This is a genomic window from Vibrio artabrorum (genome assembly GCF_024347295.1).
Taxonomy (GTDB): Bacteria; Pseudomonadota; Gammaproteobacteria; order Enterobacterales; family Vibrionaceae; genus Vibrio; species Vibrio artabrorum.
The window spans coordinates 2332190-2347558 of the sequence record NZ_AP025458.1; the positions used below are offsets into that span (position 1 = coordinate 2332190).

Annotated in this window: 10 protein-coding genes; 5 read left to right on the forward strand and 5 right to left on the reverse strand. The window is 45.8% G+C overall.

Annotated elements, in window-relative coordinates:
• Window positions 1–41 precede the first annotated feature (41 nt).
• A complete protein-coding gene (locus OCU36_RS10435; protein ID WP_261837947.1) occupies window positions 42–1826 on the reverse strand; it encodes an SgrR family transcriptional regulator in 1785 nt (594 codons plus the stop codon).
• 401 nt (window positions 1827–2227) lie between these two features.
• Between OCU36_RS10435 and ptsG the strand changes: the two genes are divergently transcribed.
• Window positions 2228–3637: a PTS glucose transporter subunit IIBC gene (gene ptsG, locus OCU36_RS10440; RefSeq protein WP_261837948.1), complete on the forward strand. Its 1410-nt coding sequence runs from the start codon at window positions 2228–2230 to the stop codon at window positions 3635–3637.
• Between the two features lie 267 nt (window positions 3638–3904).
• Window positions 3905–4903 (forward strand): substrate-binding domain-containing protein, encoded by a 999-nt coding sequence (locus OCU36_RS10445; RefSeq protein ID WP_261837949.1) that lies wholly within the window; start codon window positions 3905–3907, stop codon window positions 4901–4903.
• A gap of 223 nt (window positions 4904–5126) precedes the next feature.
• Here the strand turns inward: OCU36_RS10445 and galM are convergent, their stop codons facing one another.
• From galM to galE, 4 genes are all read right to left on the reverse strand, one after another.
• Window positions 5127–6206: a galactose-1-epimerase gene (galM, locus tag OCU36_RS10450; protein ID WP_261837950.1), complete on the reverse strand. Its 1080-nt coding sequence runs from the start codon at window positions 6204–6206 to the stop codon at window positions 5127–5129.
• 112 nt (window positions 6207–6318) lie between these two features.
• Window positions 6319–7479 carry a galactokinase gene (galK, locus tag OCU36_RS10455; protein WP_261837951.1) on the reverse strand — a complete coding sequence of 387 codons (1161 nt, stop codon included), beginning with the start codon at window positions 7477–7479 and terminating at the stop codon, window positions 6319–6321.
• A gap of 191 nt (window positions 7480–7670) precedes the next feature.
• On the reverse strand, window positions 7671–8726 hold the full coding sequence (locus tag OCU36_RS10460) for a UDP-glucose--hexose-1-phosphate uridylyltransferase (RefSeq protein WP_261837952.1): 1056 nt from the start codon (window positions 8724–8726) through the stop codon (window positions 7671–7673).
• Between the two features lie 234 nt (window positions 8727–8960).
• A complete protein-coding gene (gene galE / locus OCU36_RS10465) occupies window positions 8961–9971 on the reverse strand; it encodes a UDP-glucose 4-epimerase GalE (RefSeq protein ID WP_261837953.1) in 1011 nt (336 codons plus the stop codon).
• Between the two features lie 392 nt (window positions 9972–10363).
• Here galE and ebgR point away from each other — a divergent pair, with 392 nt between their 5' ends.
• The 3 genes from ebgR to OCU36_RS10480 all read left to right on the forward strand — a co-directional run bounded on the left by ebgR (window position 10364) and on the right by OCU36_RS10480 (window position 15229).
• Window positions 10364–11347 (forward strand): transcriptional regulator EbgR, encoded by a 984-nt coding sequence (ebgR, locus tag OCU36_RS10470; RefSeq protein WP_261837954.1) that lies wholly within the window; start codon window positions 10364–10366, stop codon window positions 11345–11347.
• 324 nt (window positions 11348–11671) lie between these two features.
• The gene (gene ebgA / locus OCU36_RS10475; protein ID WP_261837955.1) at window positions 11672–14773 is read left to right on the forward strand and encodes a beta-galactosidase subunit alpha; all 3102 of its coding nucleotides are present in this window, start codon (window positions 11672–11674) and stop codon (window positions 14771–14773) included.
• 3 nt (window positions 14774–14776) lie between these two features.
• Window positions 14777–15229 (forward strand): beta-galactosidase subunit beta, encoded by a 453-nt coding sequence (locus OCU36_RS10480; RefSeq protein WP_261837956.1) that lies wholly within the window; start codon window positions 14777–14779, stop codon window positions 15227–15229.
• Window positions 15230–15369 lie beyond the last annotated feature (140 nt).

The following is a 15369-nucleotide window of genomic DNA, read 5'->3' on the forward strand; positions in this document are numbered from 1 at the left end:
CATTACTGCGAAGTAAAGAGCATAAAAGTTGTCAGTAACTGTTACCAGATCTCACTCAATTTTGGCCAACCCCAAGCGGTGATTTTCACGCCTTTAAAGATATCGAGAAAGCTGAGCGTTTGCCTATGGTGGAGCATCGGAGTAATTAAGCCTTCGTAGATAAGAACAGAGCCTAGTTGCTCGAGTTGATTGAGGTATTCGTTGGGTGAGAAATTCTCTCGGATACGGTTAAGCTCAACCACCAGCCATTCACTCACATCAGATCCAATTGTGGCATGCAGAACAGGATCACTCAAAAAGTACAACAGAGCCGACACTTGGCGGTTATCATCAAGATTAAGGCTACTCATGACGATCTCTTCAGTGAAGCCATCACCCTGTGCTTTCTCTATGAACACTTCAAAAGAGTAGAGATTGATCTGCGCTTCAATGCCAGCCTTCGACAATATTTGTGCCGCAGCTTTGGCGCTGCGTTGAACCCCTAAGTGGGAATAGCAGGCAATCTGAACTGAGCGAGGCAATTCGGTTTGTTGGCTTCTGATCTGTTTAACGTTATGCCAGAAAGGGAAGAAGTTGTGCGCTATTTCGGCTCCAAATGTCGTTTCATTAAGTTCGAGCTGGCGCCAAATTTCCTCTCCGTTTAGTCGCTCGCTCAACCAACGACGCTGAGGGTAAGATAAGCTTGGGTTGTTTTGATTGAAAATAATAAACAGACAACCTTCCTCAATCCGATCTCTTGATGCGGTATGTTGAAAGTCTGGCGTATGATGGCTTTCCAATGCACTTTTATTGAACTCACTGCTCGCATTGGTGATGATTTTTTTAGAATACGGCTCTGTGTCAGGCACACCACATGAATCACCAGAGGCTTGTTCATGGTTATCCAAGGACGAATTTAAAGACCAAATCGTCACTTTATCCGTCAAAGATCGGAAACCATGAAAGTGCTCATTAGCCGCTAAGGTCAGCTTGCTGTCTGAGTGCATTTCAAGGGAAAAGATACCGCAACCAACAACATTAGATGATGCGTGTTTGAGTTGTTCCGGTGGTTGGAGCGAGTACTTTAAATCACTCATCAACGCAGCAAAGCCTTTATCACTTCGACTGAGATGAACAGAAAATCGATAAGGCGTTTCAACCGTGATGGCTTCAAGGTGATAGAGTTCATTTCGATAATAAGGCAGTGCTTGTAGTTCAAGTAATAGTTGCGAGACAACCTCAGCATCAACTTTGCCACCCGAATGAAAGCTCACGGAAGGACGAAGATAAAAGGTCCACACTGTCCAATTTTCATCGGCTTCCCAATGGTGTGCAATATTAGGAATCAAATCGCCTTCTGAGTTCATTGAAACCAAACAAGAATGGATTTGACGAATCAAATAGCGCTCACTATTACGATGCGGCATTGTCGGAATAAGAGCAGCAAATGGCCGATTATAAGTCAATTGTACACTCACTTTGCCTTCTGTCACTTGTGCTCCAGAAGTCTGCTTCAACAACTGTTCGAAAACCACTTGATTGTATTCAAGAAACTCCAGAGCCCGGTCGTATTTGCTCTCTTTGATCCACTCCAAGGCAATAGAGCGCTTCACCTCGGTGCGGCCGATGCGACGAATGAGAGTCGAACGCTGATTTCGCCCGACTCGTGGCATCCAAGCAACCCACTTACGTTCCGTCATCTGTTTAAGGATGGTACGCGCATGCCGTGGACTGGTGCACATCTTGTCTGCAGTCTCTGCAAGTGTGACGGCATGCTCGAGCAATAATTCAAATTCTTCTAGCCGTTCGTAATATCGAAAAAGGTTAATACCATCCAAAATAGGCACTCCAAAGCTAAGTTTAAGTTCCTTATATTAGTTTGATCATGGCCCAGTCAAGTAAAAGTGTCTAAAAACACCATTATGGGGAACTTGAAATATAAAAAACACACTCTTTTTATATTCCTCATTTTTAGCAAAAATAAACTAAGTTCTAGTGCAGCCCTACGGTTGAGTAATTCAGGCGAAGATAATTCATCGATTGTTGAATGCAAAAAGCATTCACAACAAAAGCCTCTCCGCCAACGGTAAATTCACTCTTTAAAAGCTTTAGCGATAGCAACCTACTTTATGTTTATGCTCCTACCCCCTGCAAACCATAATTTCGCTGCTATCGCTAATCCCCTTTTTGCCATTACTTATCGATGATATTGCACCCCAAATTTTATATAACAAATTGGAGTATATTTATGTTTGCTAACTTTTTTGCCAACTTGTCTAAAGTAGGTAAAGCCTTGATGTTGCCCATAGCCTCAATGCCCGCAGCGGGTATTTTATTGGGCATTGGCTCGGCACAATTTGGGTTTATTCCACCGGTGGTTTCTGAGTTAATGGCAGAAGCCGGTGGCGCAGTCTTCGGTAACCTGCCATTGATTTTTGCATTAGGTGTGGCGATTTCATTCACCAACAATGACGGTGTCAGTGCGGTAGCGGGAGGTATCGGTTATTACGTTCTGGTGGCGACACTGAAAGTCATGGCAGGCGTGCTGGGTGTAGATCATATCGACACGGGTGTTCTTGGCGGCATCATCTCTGGTGCGGTTGGTGCGTATATGTTTAACCGCTTCTACACCATTAAGATGCCCGCTTATTTGGCCTTCTTTGCTGGTAAGCGATTTGTTCCAATCGTAACGTCATTTTCTATGCTGTTCTTGGGCGTCGCCATTGCATTTATTTGGCAACCAATCGGTGCTGGCATTGATTGGTTTGGCTCCTGGGCTACGGAACAAAATCCATTGGTGGCATTCTGGGCTTACGGCACCGCTGAGCGAGCGTTGATTCCATTTGGTCTGCACCATGTGATTAACGTGATTATTCAACTTCAAGCGGGTGAGTTTGTAAACGCAGCTGGCCAAGCATTCCATGGGGAAATTCCTCGCTTCTTCGCAGGCGATCCCAATGCGGGCAACCTAGCTGGTGGCTACTTATTTAAGATGTTTGGCCTTCCTGCCGCTGCAATTGCAATTGGCCGAGCTGCGAAACCAAAGAATCGCACCAAAGTCATGGGCATCATGGTCTCAGCTGCACTGACATCATTCCTAACCGGTATCACAGAGCCTATTGAGTTTGCGTTCTTATTCATCTCACCAGCGCTTTACGTGATTCACGCGATCATTGCAGGGCTCGCTTATCCACTGTGTATTATTCTGGGTGTCAAACATGGCTACAGCTTTAGTGCGGGTCTTATCGATTACGTGACCTTCTTTGGTATCTCAACCAAAGGCTGGATGATCATACCACTAGGTTTGGCTTACGCAGTGCTGTACTACATAGTTTTCACTTGGTTTATTAAGAGATTCGATCTCAAAACACCAGGCCGTGAAGAAGAAGACAACAGCAAAGCAATCAATGACACAAGCTCAGAGTTTGCCCGTGAATTGGTCAGCGCATTTGGTGGCAAGCAAAATATCTTGAGCACAGATGCGTGTATCACTCGCTTGAGAATCCAAGTCGACGAGCAAGACAAAGTCGACGAAGCAAAATTGAAAGCGCTAGGCGCAGCAGGTGTCGTGCGAGTGGGCACTGGTGTACAAGCTATTTTCGGTGGCAATAGTGACGTTTATAAAACTCAAATGGTCGACTGGATGAACAACAACTAGTTTTCCTAATGCCATGTTCTAGGTCTGTACAATAAAACATAAACTCTAAAATCGCGGTCGCATCGATGACCGCGATTTTTGTTTTGTTGCAGCCAATCGATTCAAACACTGACCTATAGAAGATAACGTTTACACTTCACATATATTCAATAAATTCATAGAGTAATGGTGAATTCATCGCAATATAAAAATGGTGATAATTGCACTGATTACACAATGGGTGTTTAATACTCCGGTTAACGTTATTTAGCCCACGAAAGGTCCCTCATGGCAACCATTAAAGATGTAGCAAAGGAAGCGGGAGTTTCTGTTGCAACGGTATCTCGAGTCGTAAATAAGTCTCCGAAAGCAAGCGCAAACTCAATTGAGTCCGTCACTAAAGCGATGTCTAAACTCGGTTATCGCCCGAATGCCAATGCTCGCGCGCTGGTAAGCCAGAGTACCAATACCGTCGGTGTGTTGGTTGGTGATATCTCCGATCCCTTCTTTGGCACGCTGGTTAAAGCTGTCGATAATGTTGCTCGTGAGAACGGAAAGCACATCCTCGTCGGTAATGGCTCACACGATCGTGAAGAAGAAAGACAAGCGATTGAATTACTGATTAATAGTCGCTGCGATGCCTTGGTGATCCACTCGAAAGGACTCACTGACGAAGAGCTGATTGCCTACGCCAAAGAGGTCAAGGGCTTGGTACTGATCAACCGTTATATTGCTGAGATTGCCAACCGTTGTATTTTTTTGGACAACAAGAAAGGCGCGTATCTTGCGACGGAATACTTGATTCGCCATGGTCATAACAATATTGCCTGCATCGCTTCATCGCACAGCATTGAAGATGCTGATGAGCGTGTACAAGGTTATTTGTCAGCACTTTCAGATTACAAAATAGCACTATCGGACAACTATATTGAGTACTCGACTCCCACCAGTGACGGTGGCGAATACGCCATGACCAACCTTTTGACTAAATCACTGCCAATCACCGGCATTGTAGCGTACAACGATTACATGGCAGCAGGAGCTTTGTCTGTGCTTGATGAAAACGGTATTCAAGCACCGGACACAATGTCGATCATCGGTTTCGATGATGGCTTGATTGCCCGCTATGTTCATCCAAGGCTGACTACTATTCGCTATCCAATTCAGATGATGGCGGAGAAAGCGACACGACTCGCGCTGTACTTAGCCAAAGGTGAAAACACCTCAACTGAGCCAATGATGTTCTCTCCGACTTTGGTACGCCGTAATTCGGTAGAGAAAATCTAAGTTCTGGTCAACGGACTAAACAGCAAACAAAAAAAAGCCCTAACAGAAACACTTTAGTCTGTTAGGGCTTTCCTACCTTACTCAGAGACTCAACAATCACGCTGAATCAACCGCCCTTTTGTTGAGCGCCACTTTTACTCATCCCCCAAGAACAATGTGATGATTCACATCGCTCTATTCACGAGCAAAAGACATTCGCGTAACCACTTTAAGCCAGAGCGTACTAGTTTGAAGAATCCCCCGAAAATTCAAACTGGTAACAGGTACGGTAGTTATATTCTTGTTCAGGCTTGAGAATACAACTGTCCTGCTTCCACTCTGGGTGGTTAGGAGAGTCAGGTAAGAACTGGGTTTCTAGCGCCAACCCCGCGTAGTCTTCATAGCTGCCACCACTTCGGTTTGGTGTGCCACCAAGCCAGTTTCCGGTGTATAACTGCATCGCAGGTTTGGTTGAAAAGACTTTTAGTGTGACGAGCGCATCTGGTGACGTTACGGTCGCGGCGCATTGAGTGCGCTTACAGCCATCAGCCAACAAGAAAGAGTGGTCGTAACCCTTTGCTGCTTTCTGCTGTTCATCACCCAACAAACGCTCTGAGATCATCATAGGCTGATTGAAGTCGAAGCTAGTCGATTTCACCGATTTAAGGTTGCCTAATGGAATGCCTACCGAATTGGTCGGCAAGAATTGATCGGCGTTGATGCTGACAATGTGTGACAAGCAATCGTGCCCGGTTTCTGCACCAAGTAGATTGAAGTACGCATGATTCGTTAGGTTAACCACGGTCGGCTTGTCTGTCGTTGCCAAGTAATGAATGGAAACTCGATTACCTTCAGTGAGTTCATAACGCACCGACACATTCAAATTCCCCGGAAAGCCTTGGTCGCCATCAGCAGACTCTAGCGTAAACACCACTGACGTTTCGGTTTGCTCGGCAATATTCCAACGACGTTTATCAAAACCATTCGGGCCACCGTGCAAGGTATTGCCCGCTTGGTTGGTTTCCAGCTTGTAGTTCTGACCATCCATTTTGAAGCGACCATTAGCAATGCGATTTGCATAACGGCCAACGGTTGTGCCCATATAGCTGGCTTGTTTCTCGAAGTTCTCCATTGAGTTTACACCCAACAAAACCTCTCTTTTATTTCCCTTTACTGGCAAGATACAGCTCAACCACGTTGCGCCAATATCCATGAATGTCACTTGCATGCCATGCGTATTTGATAGCGTCACTAACTGAGCGGGTTGGCCATCATAGGCTGGAGTCTGCGTCATGGATTGATGCAGGTTTTGCGCTTGTGTCATTCTAAATTCCTTCTACTGCCAGTAAAAAGCCTCTACCTTGAGGTAAAGGCTTTAGCATTTGGCCTACCATGATCTTTTTACTTGGTAAGCTCTATATTAAGTCTCGAAGCCGTTAGATTACTTCAACTAAGCCTGCGCCGTCTTTCGCTTGGCACACATAAATTGATTCTTTTAGACCCGTTGCCGCTTGATATTTCTGTTCAACGGTTGTTTTGATTTCATCAACCAACGCAGGTGGAACCAATGCCACAATACAGCCCCCGAAACCACCGCCGGTCATACGCACGCCACCTTGATCACCGATCACTTCTTTGACCATATCAACCAACGTATCAATCTCTTTGACCGTGATTTCAAAATCATCACGCATTGATGCATGCGATTCAGCCATCAGCTCACCCATACGCTTCATGTCATGGGTTCGCAGAGCTTGAGCCGCTTCAACGGTACGGTCATTTTCAGTAATCACGTGACGAGCACGTTTTGCGACCATTTCATCTAACTCAGACTCTTTCGCTTTGAATTGTTCAATGGTCACATCACGAAGTGCCGGAACACCGAAGATGCACGCCGCTTCTTCACACTGCTCACGACGCGTGTTGTATTCGCTGTCGACCAAGCCACGTTTCTTGTTCGAGTTAATGATCACCACCGCCATGTCTTCAGGCATTGAAACCGCTTGAGTTTCTAGGCTACGACAATCCAAAAGCATCGCGTGATTTGCGCGACCTTCTGCAGAGATCATTTGGTCCATGATGCCGCAATTACAACCCACAAATTCGTTTTCAGCTTGCTGACCATTTAACGCGACTTCGGCTTGGCTGATCTCTAGGTTATAAAGCACCTTGAATGTCTGACCAATCACCACTTCCAGTGCCGCAGAAGAACTTAAACCGGCACCTTGAGGCACGTTGCCCGTTACCGAGATATCGGCACCTGTAAATTCAAAACCGCGACCTTTTAAGCACTTCACTACACCACGAATGTAGTTCGCCCACATCTTGTCTTGTTGAAATGTGATCGCTTGCGTTAAATCGAACTCATCCACGGCATTGCCGTAATCCACTGATACTACGCGCACAATATTGTCGTCACGCTTAGCCGCTGCAACGACCGTTTGGTAGTTAATGGCACACGGTAGAACAAAACCGTCGTTGTAGTCAGTGTGCTCCCCAATCAGGTTCACACGACCTGGCGCTTGGATAATATGAGTCGCTTGGTAACCAAGGACTTGCTCAAAAGATGCTTTCACATTTTGGATTAGATCAGACATAAGTAAACTCTCTGCTTAAACTCTTTAATCAAATGGTTATGGCCCCTTTATGGCGCCACTTTAATTCTCTTCGATTCCCTATCTCGTTTGTCTCTCACGATAGGGAATGACAACATCGACTTCCCACTTGTCGTCATTCCAGAATCGAGGGACGAGATATCAGGGATCTCGCTCGTTATCTACGAAGTAGGCTATTCCTGCTCTTTGTAGTGAACGTCACTCAAATCACGCAGACGTTGCGCTGCTTGTTCTGCGGTTAAATCACGCTGAGACTCTGCTAACATTTCGTAGCCAACCATGAACTTACGAACCGAAGCACTACGTAACAGTGGCGGGTAGAACAATGCATGCAGTTGCCAGTGATCGATGTCGGTGCCTTCTTCGAAGAACGGCGCATAATGCCAGCCCATTGAGTAAGGGAATGAGCATTGGAACAAGTTGTCGTAACGACTGGTCAGCTTCTTAATCGCAACCGCTAAATCATCACGCTGCGTGTCCGTCAGTTCACTCATACGGCGGATGTGTGTTTTAGGTAGCAACATGGTTTCAAAAGGCCATGCTGCCCAGTAAGGCACCACGGCAATCCAATGTTCCGTTTCAACCACAGTGCGAGAGCCGTCTTTCATTTCAGCTTCAACGTAATCCACTAATAAGTTTGTACCTTGTTGCGCAAAGTACTCTTTTAGCAATTTGTCTTTGCGTTCAATCTCGTTAGGTAAAAAGCTGTTTGCCCAGATTTGACCGTGTGGGTGTGGCTGAGAACAGCCCATGGTCTCACCTTTGTTTTCAAACGCTTGAACCCACAGGTAGTCTTTACCTAGCTCTTCAATCTGTTCATTCCAGGTATTGATAACACCGCGAATCTTATTGATTGGAAGCTCCGGCAGCGTTTTGCTGTGGTCCGGAGAAAAACAGATTACGCGGCTCAACCCACGTACACCCTGAGTCTTGAATAGAGGGTTATCAGACTCTGGAGCATCAGGTGAATCAGGCATCAACGCCGCGAAATCATTACTGAATACATAAGTACCATCGTAATCTGGGTTTTCATCACCCGAGATACGCGTATTGGTTGGGCACAAGAAACACTCTTTCTCATACGCAGGAAGCTGCGCTGTTGAGGGTTTCTCATCTTGACCACTCCAAGGACGTTTTGCTCGGTGCGGTGAAACTAAGATCCACTGACCCGTTAATGGGTTATAACGGCGGTGCGGATGGTCTACTGGGTTAAATTCAACTTTTGACATGCTTAGATTGCTCTCAAATTTTGTGTCTTGGTCAATTCACCAAGATGAATCATTCTTCTGCGAGGAGATTCCCTGTCACGCTCGTTACTTGCGGTAGGGAATGACGTTTAGAACCGTAGCGTTAAATTTTGTCACTCCAGAATCGAGGATCGAGATATCTGGAATCTCTCTTTTCTTATCTCAGCCTTCTCCTAAGAAATTGGAGTTGCAGCTAGGCAGCTTCAATTACACAGGTTAATAGCCGTTCGGGTTATTCGACTGCCAGTTCCACGTATCCGCCGTCATCTCCATCACGCTGCGAGTCGCCTTCCAACCAAGTTCACGCTCTGCTTTTTCGGTGCTTGCCCAACATTCGGCAATATCACCTGCACGGCGTGGACAAAGTTCATAAGGAACCGGTTTGCCAGACGCTTGTGCGAAGGCTTCAACCATCTCGAGTACGCTTGAACCTTTGCCTGTACCGAGATTGTAAATGTGTAACCCTGCTTTCTCGCCAACCGCTTTTAGTGCTGCGACATGGCCGTCCGCTAAATCCATGACATGAATATAGTCGCGGACCCCTGTGCCATCGACGGTTGGGTAATCGTTTCCAAAAACAGCCAGTTTTTCACGGCGACCGACGGCTACTTGAGCGATAAACGGCATTAAATTATTTGGGATACCTTGTGGGTCTTCACCCATAGTGCCCGATGGATGTGCGCCGACTGGATTGAAGTAACGCAGTAACGTCACGCTCCAATCGTTCTCCGCGTTGAACAGATCACTTAAGCACTCTTCCACCATATATTTGCTGCGACCATACGGGTTAGTTGTCGCGCCAGTTGGTGAAGTTTCAGTAATCGGCACTACTTCTGGGTCACCGTAAACGGTAGCCGAAGAACTAAATACGATGCTTTTCACGCCCGCTTTCTTCATGCTTCGCGCTAACACTAATGAACCATTAACGTTGTTATCGTAATACTCCAAAGGTTTAGCCACCGACTCCCCTACCGCTTTCAGGCCAGCGAAGTGAATCACAGCTTGGATATCATTTTCTGCAAACACGCTATCTAAAAAAGATTGCTCACGAATGTCGCCAAGATAAAACGTTGGTCGCTTACCCGTTAGCGATTCGATTCGCTCCAGCACTAGCTCTTTGCTGTTGCAAAGGTTGTCAACAATGATTGGCTCCATACCTGCCTGTATCATTTGAATGCATGTATGACTTCCGATGTAACCCATGCCGCCCGTAACCAGTACTTTCACAATCAACCTCTCTTTGTCGTCATTCGTGGGCTAACTCGAACTGACATTCAGCTCAGTAGCTCCGTATGTCAGAAATAGTAGCAGCCATTTTGACTATAATTCTGTGATCAAAACCACGAAGTGTAAACGTTTACACTAACTTTCATCATTGGTACTGTTCATGACATAGAGGAAATGTATAGCTATTAACCTCTAATTCATTGAATTTTAATAAGATAATTATAGATAGTTAGATTTGAGACATCACAGATGAGTTGGACATTTATTTTACTAAAAGTTAATGCAATGACGTCCAGTTTGATTACAATAGGTCTGCAAAATAAAGAGGTGCATTGCTTTTTACTAAATACCAATTTCAAAGCAGCGCAATGTTCCAATAACAGGAAGTGAGTATGGCAACATTAAAAGATATCGCGACTGAAGCGAATGTATCATTGGCGACAGTTTCAAGGGTTCTCAATGAAGATCCAACATTAAGCGTCAAGGAAGAGACCAAAAGGCGTATCTTTGAAATTGCAGAGAAGTTGGAATACAAAACCAGCAGCTCACGAAAAACCGTTAGCAGTAAAAAACAAAACCATCACTTCCTAGCACTGTATAACTACAAGCAAGAAGCTGAGGTTAACGACCCTTACTATCTATCGATTCGCCACGGGATTGAAACCCAATGTGAAAAGATGGAAGTTAAGCTAACCAACTGTTATGAAAGTAAAATACAGATCAATTCAGCACCGATCACAGGTGTTTTGTTGGTGGGAAGAATGACACCAGAGGTTATCGAGCAAGCTAAGAAGCTGAGCGATAATATCTGTTATGTCGATTTTACCGATCACTCAGAACCTTATGACTCTGTCGATATCGACCTGGCTTTGATCAGCAAAGAGATCACCAACTTCTTTATCAACCAAGGCTACCAACGCATCGGCTTTATTGGCGGTCAAGACGACATCAATACTGCTGATATTCGCGAAGTGGCCTTTGCTGAATATGGCAGCCTCAAGAACGTTGTCAGTGAGCAAGACATCTACCGCGGTGACTTCTCTAGCTCTTCAGGTTACAAGCTTGCAAAACAGATGCTCGCGACGGGCGACTACCCTAAAGCCATGTTTATTGCGTCAGATTCCATCGCAATTGGCGTTTTACGAGCCGTTCATGAGCACGGATTAAACATTCCTGAAGATATTGCGCTGATCAGTGTGAATGACATCCCAACAGCTAAATTTACCTTCCCATCTTTATCAACTGTTCGTATTCACTCTGAACTGATGGGAATTCAAGGCGTTAACCTGCTGATTGAGAAAGTACGCGACGGCCGAACCATCCCATTACGCGTCTATGTACCAAGTAAGCTTAAGCTGCGTGACACAACAAAATAATTAAATATATCAAATAGATAAATAAAGGCTGCTTTTGTTGAAAGCAGCCTTTTTTGTGTCCATCACAGACATCAATCTCCATATATCTCCCTCGTTCACCGGCTTCATCAATCAGCACATAGCATTCTTTTAAGTCGATCACACAGCACCGTAAAAAGACCATAAAAAACGTGATGAAGTTAAAGTAAAACGTTTTCACTAATTTCATTTAGTAAAACTTTTACTAATAATTACCTCAATCCAAAAATACTCGTATTCACTACGACCCAATTACGCATAAGAACGTCGGTCAGCAAACTGCATTCAGACCGAGAGAGAGGCAACGTGAACAACTGGGAAAACTTCCTGAACTTACATGAGAACCGTATGGCACCGCGTGCATACTTTTTCTCGTACGCATCAGAAAAAAATGCAAAAACGTTTCAACGTGAACTGAGCAGCCACTTCCAACTATTGAGTGGCCAATGGAATTTCAGCTATTTCACCAATCCGTTATTGGTGCCTGAAGCGTTCTATTCTCAGGAAATGAGCGACTGGGGCAACATCACGGTTCCAAACATGTGGCAAATGGAAGGACACGGTGATCTTCAATACACAGATGAAGGTTTCCCATTCCCAATTGATGTGCCTTTCGTACCATCAGACAACCCAACCGGTGCATACCAACGCTCTTTCTTCCTTGGCGAAAGCTGGGACGAGAAACAAACCATCATTAAATTTGATGGCGTTGAAACTTACTTCGAAGTTTACATAAACGGCGAGTACGTAGGTTTTAGCAAAGGCAGCCGCTTAACCGCTGAGTTCGATATCTCTAGCCAGGTAAAAGCAGGCAACAACCTACTTTCTATTCGCGTGATGCAGTGGGCCGATTCCACCTACATTGAAGACCAAGACATGTGGTGGACGGGCGGTATCTTCCGTGATGTTTACCTAGTAGGTAAAGAACAACTTCACGTTCAAGACCTAACGGTTCGCACTGATTTTGATGATGCTTACCAAAGCGCGACGCTTTCCTGCAACGTTGTACTAGAAAACCTAGCAGCAGCGACCAATGCAACCCTTGAGTACACATTGCTTGATGGCAGCCAAGTTATCTCGCAAGGCTCAGTAGATAACTTAAGCGTCGATGGCAATGCGAATACTCAATTCTCTATCGATGTGGTGAACCCTGTTCAATGGAACGCTGAAACCCCATACCTTTACCAACTATTGCTGACGCTAAAAGACGCCGATGGCAAAGTGCTAGAAGTGATTCCACAACGTGTTGGTTTCCGTGACATCAAAGTTCGCGATGGTCTGTTCTACATCAACAACAAATACGTGATGCTGCACGGTGTAAACCGTCACGACAACGACCACCTCAAAGGTCGTGCGGTTGGCATGGATCGCGTAGAGAAAGACTTAGTGTTGATGAAGCAGCACAACATCAACTCAGTACGCACGGCGCACTACCCGAATGACCCACGCTTCTACGAACTGTGTGATATCTACGGTCTATTCGTGATGGGCGAAACTGATGTCGAAACACACGGTTTTGCTAACGTTGGCGACCTAAGCCGCATCACTAACGATCCGGCATGGGAAGCGGTGTTTGTTGAGCGTATCGAGCGTCACATTCACGCTCAAAAGAACCACCCTTCTATCATCATGTGGTCGCTAGGTAACGAATCTGGCTACGGCTGCAACATCCGTTCTATGTACGATGCTGCAAAAGCAATTGATGACACGCGTCTGGTTCACTATGAAGAAGACCGTGATGCTGAAGTGGTCGACATCATTTCAACCATGTACTCACGCGCTCAGTTAATGAATGCCTTCGGTGAATTCCCACACGAAAAACCACGCATTATCTGTGAATACGCACACGCAATGGGTAATGGCCCGGGCGGTTTAACTGAATACCAAAACGTGTTCTACAAGCATGACGCGATTCAAGGTCACTATGTTTGGGAATGGTGTGACCACGGCATTCTAGCGCGTGATGAAGCGGGGACGGAATTCTACAAGTACGGCGGTGACTACGGTGACTACCCGAACAACTACAACTTCTGCATGGACGGCTTGATCTACCCAGACCAAACGCCGGGCCCTGGCTTGAAAGAGTACAAGCAAGTGATTGCCCCAGTGAAGCTTCGTGATTTCGATGCACAAACGGGCACCTTCACGGTAGACAACAAGCTGTGGTTCTCAAACATCGATGACTACACCATCACTGCGGAAATCCGCGCTGAGGGTGAAACCATTGCTGTACAACACATCAAGGTTGAAGAACTGGCTGAGAACTCTAGTCGTGAACTGACGCTTAACTTGCCACAGTTTGATGAGCGTGAGGTGTTTGTGAACTTTACGGTGCGCAAAGATTCTCGCACGCCTTACAGCGAAGCGAACCACGACATCGCGGTGTACCAATTCCAAGTGAAAGAGAATACTGCACAGCTAGAAGTCTTCACCAACAACAATGCGACAGCACTGAATGTAGAAGAGTCTCGTTTAGCTTACCTAATCAAAGGCCACAACTTTGCTCTGAACTTCTCGAAAGTGAATGGCAAACTGACGTCATGGTTAGTCAATGGCGAAGAGCTGATTAAGTCGGATCCTAAGCTGAACTTCTTCAAGCCAATGATCGATAACCATAAGCAAGAGCACGATGGTTACTGGGAACCGGCACACCTACAGATCATGCAGGAGCACTTCCGCACGCTAAGTGTTGAAGAAAACAACGGCAAGGTCGAGATCACCACCACCAGCATCATTGCCCCACCAGTATTCGATTTCGGTATGCGCTGTGAATATCGCTACCAGATCAGTGCCGAAGGTCAATTAAACGTTGAGTTAAGTGGCGAACGCTACGGTGATTACCCACACGTGATTCCAGTGATTGGTTTCGACATGGGCATTAATGGCGACTTCGACCAAGTTCAATACTACGGCCGCGGCCCTGAAGAGAACTACCAAGACAGCAAGCAAGCCAACATGATTGATGTTTACCAATCCACCGTGGCTGAGATGTTCGAGAACTACCCGTTCCCACAAAATAATGGCAACCGTCAACACGTTCGCTGGGCTGCGCTTTCAAGCCGCGCGGGTAATGGTATTGCAGTAAAACCACAGCAAGAAATCAACTTCAGCGCATGGTTCTACACCAACCAAAACCTGCATCAAGCACAGCATACGATTGAACTGGAGAAGAGTGGCTACATCACCCTAAATCTAGACCACCAAGTGATGGGCTTAGGCTCAAACTCTTGGGGCAGTGAAGTGTTGGATTCTTACCGTGTGTACATGGATGAGTTCCGCTACGGCCTAACTCTGATTCCATTCCAAGCAGGTGATTGCGACGCACAACACCTAATCAATCACAACTTTGGTAACGAGTTCTTCACGGCGAATACGCCAACAACTCAACCACAACAGAACGAGGCATAAGCGATGATCGTTTTAGACAACCTAGAGCAATTTAAAGTCGTTTACCGCGACGGTCGTAAATGGCAGCGCTGTGTAGAAGCGATTGAAAACATCGGCAACATCAAAGATGGCGTGATGTATTCAATAGGTGACTCACTGGCTTACATGATTGAAGACGGCGTGGCTCGTAACACAGAAAACTTCACCGGTCACCGCCGTTACTTTGATGTGCACTACTACTTGGAAGGTCGTGAAACGGTTGAGTTTGCAGCTAAGTCTCAACTTGAACAGACCCAAGCTTACAGCGATGAAACCGACCGTGAACACCTCATGGGTAACGGCGAGACTCGTGAGTTAGTTGCAGGCCAAGTGGCAATCTTTGATAACAGCAAAGCTTACCGCTTTCACGGTGATAACCGAGTTCGCAAAGTGGTACTGAAAGTGACCATAGAAGACGGCTACTTCCTTAATAAGTAAGTAACCGAAAACAAGCTACCGAAGCCAAATAGCCGAAAGTAGCAACAACAAGATCTATTCACAGTGTGACTGAAGCTTGCTGTTCATTGCTCAATCACACTGCATTACGCCTTTAAGCTTCTTCCCCTACAAAGAAGCTT

Coding starts and splice junctions, on each gene's coding strand:
- OCU36_RS10445 (WP_261837949.1), top strand. CDS start 3,905: ATGGCAACCATTAAAGATGTAGCAAAGGAAGCGGGAGTTTCTGTTGCA.
- OCU36_RS10480 (WP_261837956.1), top strand. CDS start 14,777: ATGATCGTTTTAGACAACCTAGAGCAATTTAAAGTCGTTTACCGCGAC.
- galK (WP_261837951.1), bottom strand. CDS start 7,479: ATGTCTGATCTAATCCAAAATGTGAAAGCATCTTTTGAGCAAGTCCTT.
- ptsG (WP_261837948.1), top strand. CDS start 2,228: ATGTTTGCTAACTTTTTTGCCAACTTGTCTAAAGTAGGTAAAGCCTTG.
- ebgR (WP_261837954.1), top strand. CDS start 10,364: ATGGCAACATTAAAAGATATCGCGACTGAAGCGAATGTATCATTGGCG.
- OCU36_RS10460 (WP_261837952.1), bottom strand. CDS start 8,726: ATGTCAAAAGTTGAATTTAACCCAGTAGACCATCCGCACCGCCGTTAT.
- galM (WP_261837950.1), bottom strand. CDS start 6,206: ATGACACAAGCGCAAAACCTGCATCAATCCATGACGCAGACTCCAGCC.